Consider the following 8,049-nt stretch of genomic DNA (forward strand, 5'->3'; position numbering starts at 1 on the left):
ATCAAGGGCTGCGGACCGAACTCCTCCAAGAAGCTCGGTTTGGTGCAAGGCGACCAGGCCAATTCGTCGAGCCTCTACCAATATGCCGGCATCATGAAGGTGCTGGACAAGAACCCCGACTTCAAGGTGGTGGCCAAGCCGGATTCCAACTGGGACGCGACCACCTCGCGCAACGTGACGACGACGATGCTGCAGCAGAATCCCGACATCTGCGCCATCATCGATTTCTGGGACGGCGATGCCACCGGCGCGGCTGCCGCGATCCGCGACGCCAAGCTCGACGGCAAGGTGTTCCTGGTCACCACGGGCGGTGGCGAGAAGGCGGCCGATTGCGACAAGCTGCAGGACGGCACCTATGGCGCTGTGGTGATGACCGATCTTGCCCGTCAGTCGGGCGACATGAACGCCATCATCAAGTTCCTGCTGCAGAGCGGCCAGCCGGCCGGCACCTCGCACACCTACATCTACACGCTGGAGAAGGCGACGACCAAGGCTGACCTGAAGCCCGATAGCTGCTGGGACCTGAAGGCACTGCAGGCAGAAGCGGCGGCGAAGTAAGCCAAGCCTCTTCAATCCATATCGATGAGGTGGTCGGATTGCCTGGCCACCTCTTTGTCTTTTCTCTTGCAGCAGTGACCTGATGTCCTTTCGCGAACGCCTCCAGTCCTGGCGCTACAATCTCGTGCCCGACCATGTCGTCGGTGAGATCCTGACCAAGCGCTGGACCGACAACGCCATTCCGTTCCTGGCGCTGGTGGCGACGCTGGCAACCTTCGGCTCGCTCATCCCGGGCTTCTTCAAGCTGACGGCGCTGCAGGATTCGACCCGTCAGCTCGGCGAATTCTCGCTGATCGTCACCGGCATGACGGTGGTCATGCTGGGCGGCGGCATCGACCTGTCGGTCGGTTCGATCTTCGCGCTCTCCTGTTTTTCCGCGGTCTATGTCTTCTTCATCCTCGATCAGTCCGTGTGGCTGGCGCTTGCCGCATCGATCGCCACAGGATTGCTGTTCGGTGCGATCAACGGCTATCTGGTCGGCTATTTCAGGCTGCGCGCCTTTCTCACCACGCTGGTCACCTTCATCTTCGGCCGCGCGCTGTTCGACATCCTGGTCACCACTTATGCCGCCGATGTGCAACTTTCCGGCGCCACCTCGGACGTGCTGGATTTCATCGGCGACGGCACCTTCTGGGGGCTGTCGGTCTCGGTGTGGCTGGCGATCATCCTGGCCATCGTCACCCATATCGCGCTGACCCGTTCACGGCCGGGCTGGCACGTGCTGGCGGTCGGCGGCTCCAGGCGCTCGGCCCACAATGCCGGCATCCGCGTGCGCCGCACGGTGTTCATGACCTATGTCTTCTCCGGCTTCTGCGCCTCGATCGGCGGCTTCCTCATCGCTTGCCGGCTGAGCGGGGCAGGGCCGGGCACGGGCCTCAACCTCGAGATCATGGCGCTGACGGCGGCGGTGGTCGGCGGCGTCAGCCTTGGCGGCGGCCGCGGCTCGGTGATCAAGGGGCTGATGGGCGCCATCATTGTGCTGACCATGACCAACGGGCTGATCCGGCTGGGCTATGGCACCGGCACCAACCAGATGGTGCTGGGCATCATGCTGGCGGTCGCGGTGACCATCGACATCCGCTGGCTGAAGAACCGCCACAAGGTGCTGAACGAGGTTTATGTCGCGCCGGTCTATCTCAAGATGGGCGAGACACAGTCGGCCGCACCTGGTTCGGGCACACCCTACGAGCTCGACAACCGGTTGTCCGCCGCCGACCATATCGGGCTTGGCGAGCTGGAGGGGCCAGAAGACGTCATCCTCGACCGCGACGACAATCTCTATTGCGGCACGCGTCATGGCGAGATCGTCCGTTTCTTCGCGCCAGACTATGTCAAATCGGAAGTGTTTGCCCATATAGGCGGCTTCCCGCTCGGTCTCGCCTTCGACAAATCGGGCAATCTGATCAGCTGCGTCGGCGCCATGGGGCTCTATTCGGTCTCGCCGGATCGGGAGGTCAAACGCCTGTCGGCGGAGACATCGCGTTCGTGGACCTCGATCGTCGACGATGCGCGTTTGCGTGACCCCAATGACTGCGACATCGCACCCGACGGGCGCATCTATTTCACCGACTCGACCAAGCGTTACGACGCACATGACTGGGCGCTGGATTCGATCGAGAACCGCGCCACCGGCCGGCTGCTGGTCTACGATCCGAAGGATGGTTCGACAAAGACGCTGCTCGACGGTTACCGCTACACCAACGGTGTGTGCATGGCGCATGACGGCAAGTCGCTGTTCTTCGCCGAAAGCTGGGCCTGCCGCGTGCATCGCTACTGGCTGGAAGGGCCGAAGGCCGGCACCGCCGAATGCGTCATCCGCGACATGCCGGGCTATCCCGACAACATCAACCGCGCCTCCGATGGCAATTACTGGATGGCGTGGCTCGGCATGCGCACGCCGAGCTTCGACCTGTCGCTGCGCCATCCCGACATGCGCAAGCGCATGACGCGCCGCCTGCCGCAGGATGAATGGCTGTTCCCCAACATCAACACCGGCGGCGTGGTCAAGTTCAACGAGAAGGGCGGCATTGTCGAGGCGATGGGCGACCTCACCGGTGGCGCGCACCCGATGGTCACCTCGATGCGCGAGCACAAGGGATATCTGTTCGTCGGCGGCATCCTCAACAACCGCATCGGCCGCTACAAGATCGCAGGCGCCGACCCGAACTGGACCAGTCCCGCTTCCTATTGGGGAGCAAAGCCATGATCCTCGATCCGGTGCTTGGCCTGTTTCGCGGCAAGGCGGTCACCATCCCGCCGCTCGACGGCGCTTTTCGCCCCAATACGCGGCTGGATGATGCGCCGGCTTTCGCCGAGATGACGGAACCAGACAATCTGCTCGTCGCCGGTGACAGGCTGCTGGCCTCCAGCGGCAACGCCATCCATTCGATTGCGGCTGGAGCGGAACCTGTCGTGGTCGAGACTTTTCCGTCTGCCGTCACCGCGCTGGCGCTGTCGCCATCCGGTGAACTGACGGTCGGGCTGGAAAGCGGAAAGCTGCTGATTGGCGGCAGCGACGTTTCGCTGCCGGCTGACCTCAGCTGCATCACCGCACTTGCCTATGCGGATGACGGCACGTTGTGGCTGGCCAATGGCTCGGCCGAGCACGCGCCGTCGCAATGGGCCGCCGATCTGATGAAGAAGGGTGCCTCCGGTTCGCTGTGGAAGCGAGACGCCGCGGGCGGTGATTTCCGCAAAGTCGCCGGCGAGATTGCCTTTCCCTATGGCCTGCATCCAGTCGGCAGCGATGTGCTAGTCAGCGAAAGCTGGCGTCATCAGTTGGTGCGTTTCGATGGCGCGACGGGCAGCCGCTCGACGGTTCTGACGCATCTGCCCGGCTATCCCGCGCGGCTGTCACCTTCCGCCGATGGTGGGGCGTGGCTGACCCTGTTTGCGCCGCGCAACCGGCTGATCGAATTCGTGCTACAGGAAACGCATTACCGTCAGGACATGCTGAGCCAGGTGCCGCCTGCCTACTGGATCGCGCCAGCGCTGGCCTCCAGCCGCAGCTTCCTCGAGCCGCTGCAATGCGGCGGCATCCGCACCATGGGCATCCACAAGCCGTGGTCGCCGAGCCGCTCCTACGGGCTGGTGGTCAGGCTTGACCAGAAGATGCAGCCGCAATTCAGCCTGCACAGCCGCGCCAATGGCACGCGCCATGGCATCTGCAGCGTTGCGGAAAAGGACGGTCTTCTGTTCATCGCCTCCAGGGGCGGCGACTGCATCCTTTCCGTCGCCACGGGAGGTTTCTGATGGAACCGATTGTCCGTCTGGAGAATGTCACCAAGAACTACCGCGGCGTGCCCGCTGTGAAGAATGTCAGCTTCGACCTGCGCAAGGGCGAGATCCACGCGCTGCTTGGCGAGAACGGCGCGGGAAAATCGACGCTGACCAAGATCATCGCCGGTGTGGTCGACGCCACCTCGGGCAAGATGTTCCACAAGGGGCAGGAGATCGCCTACGCCTCGCCGCACGCGGCGCTTCAGGCCGGTATCGCCATGGTGTTCCAGGAAACCAGCTTGGTGCCGTCGATGACGGTGGCGCAGAACCTTTATCTCGGCACCGAAAAGTTCCTCAACCGGCTGCGCGGCACCTACATTTCGGCGCAGCAATTCCTGCAATCGCTGAACTTTCCCGTCGACCCGAACGCCATGGTGGCGACGCTGGGTGCTGCCAAGCGGCAGATGGTCGAGATCGCGCGCGCGGTGCACCACAATGCCGAGATCATCATCTTCGACGAGCCGACGGCGACGCTGACGCCGGAAGAAAAGCGGCACTTCTTCGCGCTGATCCGGCGGCTGAAGGCGAGCGGCGTGTCGATCGTCTTCATCAGCCACGCGCTGGAAGAGGCGCTCGATATCGCCGACCGCATCACCATCCTGCGCGACGGCGAGCTGGTCATCACCGACGACACCTCTGCTTTCGACCGCGACAGGATCGTTTCCGCCATGGTCGGGCGCACGCTGTCGGGACAGATCTACCGGCAGCGCGACGAAGCGAAGCTTCGCAAGGCGGGCAAGAAGGTGCTGTCGGTGCAGGACATCTCGATGAGCAATGTCGTGCGCAACACGTCCTTCTCGATCTTCGAGGGCCAGATCACCGGTGTGTTCGGGCTGATTGGCTCCGGCCGCACCGAAACCTTCAAGATCGTCTCCGGCATCTACAAGCGCGACTTTCTGCGCGGCGGCGCCATCGAGCTCGATGACAGGCCGGTGCGCTATCTCGTGCCGAGCGAGGCGGTGGCTGACGGCATCGTCTATGTCACCGAGGACCGCAAGAGCGAAGGCATCTTCGAGACGATGGGCATTGCCGAGAACCTGTTCGGCGGGCTGCTGGCGGCGGGGCGCGAAAAGGCCTGGGTGATCAACGCGCAGGAAATGCGCGCGCTGTCAGCCGAATGGACGAAGACGTTGAACATCAAGGCGATCAACGACAATGCGCGCGTCGTCGAACTGTCCGGCGGCAACCAGCAGAAGGTGGTGATCGGCAAGGGGCTGGTGCAGCAGCCGCGCATCGTCATCTTCGACGAGCCGACGCGCGGCGTCGATGTCGGCGCGATCGCCGAGATCCATCAGATCATCAACCGGCTGGCCGACGAGGGCCTGGCCGTTGTCGTCATCTCGTCCTACCTGCCGGAGATCATGAACCTGTCCGACCGCATCCTGGTCTGCCGCCAGGGCCGCATCGTCGAGGAGTTTTCGCCGGCCGAGGCGACGGAGGAGAAGATCATGTACGCGGCTGTGCATTAGGTTTCCGGGCGGTGCGTACGTCGATAATTGGCCGGGACGTCCATCCCTTCGTCATCCACGGGCGAAGCAAGGAGCGTAGCGACGCGGCGCAGACCCGAGGATCCATGCCGCGACTTCCATGCGTCGCTGCGGCGCAAGATTCTGCTCCGCCGCACACTTCGAGAGACGTCACGGAATGGATCCTAGGGTCTCCGCGACGGAGCTTCGCTCCTGCTTCGCCCTAGGATGACGAAGGTGAGGGGCTGAAAACCGATTCATCCAAGGTGGTTGGCCGTAATTGCTCAACACTTGATTCAATTCAAACGAAAGGGAACGCCATGGCCACGACGAAACTCCTCAGCGATGCCGAGGTCGAAAAGATCCCCGCCGTGAAAGCCGTGTTCGACGACATCCGCGCGACGCGCAAATCTGATTTCGTCAACAATTTCTGGCGCGGGCTGGCCAATGATCCTCCGGCGCTGAAGCGGATCTGGGAACAGTTGAAGGTGGTGATGGTCGCCGACAGCGCCATCGATCCGCTGACCAAGGAGATGATCTACATTGCTGTCTCGACCGCCAATGGCTGCTCCTACTGCGTCCACTCGCACACGGCGGCGGCCCGCGCCAAAGGCATGACCGATGCGCAGCATGGCGATCTGGTGTCGATCATCGGGCTGGCCGGCCAGACCAACCATCTGGTGACGGCGATGCAGATTCCGGTTGACCCGCAGTTCGAGGTGAAGTGAGGCCTCACACCGGCCGGTAAACCTTCTCCGCCGTGTTCCAGAAAATATCCGCCTCCGCCGCCGCACCATGCCTGGCCACCGCATCGCGGTGCGTCTTGATCAGCTCGGCGTGGCTGGTCCAAAGCTTCTCGATCGGAAAGTTCGAGCCGAACATCAGATGGTCGGCGCCCAATATGTCGATCGCATTGTCGACGATATAGGCGATCAGAGCCGGGTCGTTGCGGTGGACGAAGGTGCCGAGGCCGGAGAGCTTGGCGTAGAAGTTGGGGGCGGCTGCAAGCGTGCGCAGGCCTGCCTTCCAGGCTTCGGTGGTTTCCGGCTCCATGCCGGTCAGCATACCGGCATGGGTGAGGATGAAATTCGTCTCCGGGTTTTCGCCGACCAGCGTCAGGCCGTCCTTCATCTGAGCGGGGAAGAGCTGCAGGTCGAAGGAGAGGCCATAGTCCTTGAGCCGCGCCACATTGGCGCGCACCTTGGGGTCGATCACCTGGTCGGCGGAGGCGGCGAAGCGGAAGGCCGGGGTCTCGTGCCAATGCAGTTGCATGCGCACGCCGCGCAGCAGCTTGTATTTCATCAAGCGATCGATCTGCGGTCTGATATCCTCGACTGTCATGTCGGTGTAGCCGACAATGGCATGCGGCCAGCCGGTTTCGTCGGATGTCTTCTGCAGGAAGGCGACTTCCTTCTCGAAATCCTCCTTGGCCCAGTTGGTCTGGACATAGACGGCCTTTTCGACGCCTGAATCCCTCTGGTCCTCGAGAAATTCCTCGATCGGGTAGTCGCGCCGGATCGGCTCGTAGGGACCGAAGATGCGCGGCACCATCGGCCCGACCAGCCAGGGCTGGTCCTTTTGGCGCCAGATGTGGAAATGCGCGTCGATGGCTTTCTGCATCACGAAACCCTCTTCCAGATTGTCGCCGCCGCTGAAGCAGGGCGGGCGAGCGACAGGATGAAATCGGTGAGGCTTTTCACCGACGAGCCATCGACGAGGTCGTCCAGGTCAGGCAGGATGGCACGAAGTGCAGCCGTTGCCGGCCGGAAGCGCGGGTCGCCGGCTAGCGGTGTGGCCAGCGACAGCCGGAAAGCGCGGGCGCTCAGCCGTCGCATGGCTGTCTCCAACTCGCCATGATCGCCGCGCTCCAGCGCGTCGGACAGGATCACGACCGTGGCACCGCGTGCAAACGACGAAAAGCGCGGCACCGAGAGGAAGGCGAGCAGCGTCGGTCCCATGCGGGTGCCGCCGTCCCAGTCGTCGACCTGGGCAGCGGCGCGCGCCAGCGCCTGGTCGCGGTCGCGGATGCGCAATGCCGTGGTGATGCGCGTCAGCCGCGTGCCGAAGGTGAATATCTCGGCGCGGTCGGCACCTTGCACGGCCGCATGTGCCAGCTTGAGATAGTCCGCTGTGTGCAGCTTCATCGAGCCGGAAACGTCGATCAGCAGCAGCAGCTTGCGCGGTACGGTCTGGCGGCGGCGCAGCAGCGGCGAGGGCACGTCGCCATCGGCGCTGACGATTTCCCTGAGCGATCGGCGCAGATCGAGCTTACCGCGCGAGTGGGTGCGTATCGTACGGAAGGAGCGCCGGGCTGGTAAAGCGGTCGAGAGTTTGCGACGAAAGGCGGTCAGCCTGTCATCGTCGCGCTGGAAGTCGCGGACACTCAACTGCTCCAGGGCCGAAGAGAGGTCGCCGCCCTCTTGGCTTTGTTCGGCCTCGAGCCGTTCGTCGTCGGCGCCGCCATCATCCTTGATGCGAGTTTCCTCGTCGGCGTCGCCTTCGACCACGGCGGACGTATTGCCATAAAAATGGCTCTGGAAATGCGCCTCGAATTCGTCGCGGCGGTCGGGCGGCGGCGCCAGCGTGGAAAGGGCGGCCTCGCGGATGTCTGCCATCGAGCGCGGCCCGAGCAACGTCACCGCCTGCATGAAGCCGGAGACCTGCTCGGGGGCGATGGCGAAACCATAGCGGCGCAGCAAGCGGCCGAAGCTGAGGAAGGGCGCAGCGGCGCGAGGCAAGCTTGTTT

General features: G+C 63.4%; 7 protein-coding genes. 5 read left to right on the forward strand and 2 right to left on the reverse strand.

The genetic code is table 11. From position 1 onward, the window contains the following. The 5 genes from EN906_RS14855 to EN906_RS14875 form a co-directional block, all read left to right on the forward strand. A partial coding sequence (locus EN906_RS14855) for a substrate-binding domain-containing protein (protein WP_164749095.1) occupies positions 1-558 on the forward strand: 558 nt, incomplete at its 5' end. Positions 559-640: 82 nt separating this feature from the next. Next, positions 641-2,764, forward strand: coding sequence for an SMP-30/gluconolactonase/LRE family protein (locus EN906_RS14860; RefSeq protein WP_127271488.1), 2,124 nt, complete (start codon positions 641-643; stop codon positions 2,762-2,764). Beyond that, the gene (locus tag EN906_RS14865) at positions 2,761-3,810 is read left to right on the forward strand and encodes a hypothetical protein (RefSeq protein WP_127270711.1); all 1,050 of its coding nucleotides are present in this window, start codon (positions 2,761-2,763) and stop codon (positions 3,808-3,810) included. The genes EN906_RS14860 and EN906_RS14865 overlap by 4 nt, the downstream gene beginning before the upstream one ends. Beyond that, the gene (locus EN906_RS14870) at positions 3,810-5,306 is read left to right on the forward strand and encodes a sugar ABC transporter ATP-binding protein (RefSeq protein ID WP_127271485.1); all 1,497 of its coding nucleotides are present in this window, start codon (positions 3,810-3,812) and stop codon (positions 5,304-5,306) included. Before EN906_RS14865 ends, EN906_RS14870 begins: the two co-directional genes overlap by 1 nt. Positions 5,307-5,623: 317 nt before the next feature. Next, the gene (locus EN906_RS14875; protein WP_127271484.1) at positions 5,624-6,031 is read left to right on the forward strand and encodes a carboxymuconolactone decarboxylase family protein; all 408 of its coding nucleotides are present in this window, start codon (positions 5,624-5,626) and stop codon (positions 6,029-6,031) included. 4 nt (positions 6,032-6,035) lie between these two features. Here EN906_RS14875 and EN906_RS14880 read toward each other — a convergent pair whose 3' ends face one another. Both EN906_RS14880 and EN906_RS14885 read right to left on the reverse strand, forming a co-directional pair. Beyond that, positions 6,036-6,923, reverse strand: coding sequence for an amidohydrolase (locus EN906_RS14880; RefSeq protein ID WP_164749096.1), 888 nt, complete (start codon positions 6,921-6,923; stop codon positions 6,036-6,038). After that, on the reverse strand, positions 6,923-8,049 hold a 1,127-nt coding region (locus EN906_RS14885; protein WP_245484254.1), incomplete at its 5' end, for a VWA domain-containing protein. The genes EN906_RS14880 and EN906_RS14885, both read right to left, overlap by 1 nt.

The organism is Mesorhizobium sp. M7A.F.Ca.CA.004.06.1.1, from assembly GCF_003999135.1.
Lineage (GTDB): Bacteria > Pseudomonadota > Alphaproteobacteria > Rhizobiales > Rhizobiaceae > Mesorhizobium.

Bases quoted from the DNA above. Each gene is read 5' to 3' on its own strand.
- EN906_RS14880 (WP_164749096.1), bottom strand. From the start codon at position 6,923: ATGCAGAAAGCCATCGACGCGCATTTCCACATCTGGCGCCAAAAGGAC.
- EN906_RS14860 (WP_127271488.1), top strand. From the start codon at position 641: ATGTCCTTTCGCGAACGCCTCCAGTCCTGGCGCTACAATCTCGTGCCC.
- EN906_RS14870 (WP_127271485.1), top strand. From the start codon at position 3,810: ATGGAACCGATTGTCCGTCTGGAGAATGTCACCAAGAACTACCGCGGC.
- EN906_RS14875 (WP_127271484.1), top strand. From the start codon at position 5,624: ATGGCCACGACGAAACTCCTCAGCGATGCCGAGGTCGAAAAGATCCCC.
- EN906_RS14865 (WP_127270711.1), top strand. From the start codon at position 2,761: ATGATCCTCGATCCGGTGCTTGGCCTGTTTCGCGGCAAGGCGGTCACC.